The organism is Streptomyces sp. NPDC001373 (assembly GCF_042895815.1).
Classification (GTDB): Bacteria; Actinomycetota; Actinomycetes; order Streptomycetales; family Streptomycetaceae; genus Streptomyces.
In genome coordinates this window covers 1-1137 of sequence record NZ_JBIAWQ010000071.1, presented here as the reverse complement: position 1 = coordinate 1137, position 1137 = coordinate 1, and the positions used below count along the sequence as shown (strand labels likewise).

Annotated in this window: 1 protein-coding gene; it reads left to right on the top strand. The window is 64.6% G+C overall.

The features are described from left to right. The first annotated feature begins 54 nt into the window (after positions 1 to 54). Positions 55 to 1137 carry an IS630 family transposase gene (locus ACFY15_RS36930; protein WP_390827091.1) on the top strand — a complete coding sequence of 361 codons (1083 nt, stop codon included), beginning with the start codon at positions 55 to 57 and terminating at the stop codon, positions 1135 to 1137.

Below are 1137 nucleotides of genomic sequence, written 5' to 3'. Positions count from 1 at the left end.
CTAGTGTCCTGCGCCGGGAATTCGTTGAATTAGTAGGCTGTCTTCATGGCGAAGATGGGGCGGCCGATGGCCGAGCTGGTGTTGTCCGAGGACGAGCGGGCGACACTGGTGCGCTGGTCGCGGCGGGCGAAGTCCTCGCAGGCGCTGGCTCAGCGGTGCCGGATCGTGCTGGGGTGTGCGGACGGCAAGACGAACCGGCAGGTTGCCGACGAGCTCGGTATCTGGCCGCAGACCGTGGGCAAGTGGCGGCGGCGTTTCCTGGAGCGCCGGATGGAAGGGCTTGTGGACGAGCCCCGGCCCGGCGCCCCGAGGAAGATCACCGATGACCGGGTCGAGGAGGTCGTCGTCGCCACGCTGGAGCGGTCGCCGAAGGACGCCACGCACTGGTCGAGGGCTTCGATGGCAGCCGAGAGTGGGCTGTCGAAGTCCTCGGTCGGCCGGATCTGGAAAGCGTTCGGTCTCAAGCCGCATCAGGTGGATACGTTCAAGCTGTCCAACGACCCACAGTTCATCGACAAGGTCCGCGATGTGGTGGGCCTGTATCTGGACCCGCCGGAACGTGCTCTGGTCCTGTGCGTGGATGAGAAATCTCAGATCCAGGCGCTGGACCGGTCCGCGCCGGTGCTGCCGATGATGCCGGGCATGCCCGAGCGCCGAACCCACGACTACATCCGCCACGGCGTGACCACCCTGTTCGCGGCGCTGGACGTGGCCACCGGCGAGATCATCGGCTCCATCCACCGCCGTCACCGGGCTGTCGAGTTCAAGAAGTTCCTGACCAAGCTTGACAAGGAAGTCCCGGCCGGCCTGGACGTCCACCTGATCTGTGACAACTACAGCACCCACAAGTCACCGGCGGTCAAGAAGTGGCTGGAGGCCCACCCCCGGTTCCACATGCACTTCACCCCCACCTACTCCTCCTGGCTCAACCAGGTCGAGCGATGGTTCGGACTCCTGACGGACAAACAGATACGACGCGGCACCCACAAGTCCCTCCAGGCGCTTGAGAAAGACATCCGGAACTGGATCAAGGCCTGGAACGAGAACCCCCGCCCCTTCGCCTGGACGAAGAGCGCCGACGAGATCCTCGAACGCCTGGCCTCATATCTTGATCGAATTCCCGGCGCAGGACACTAG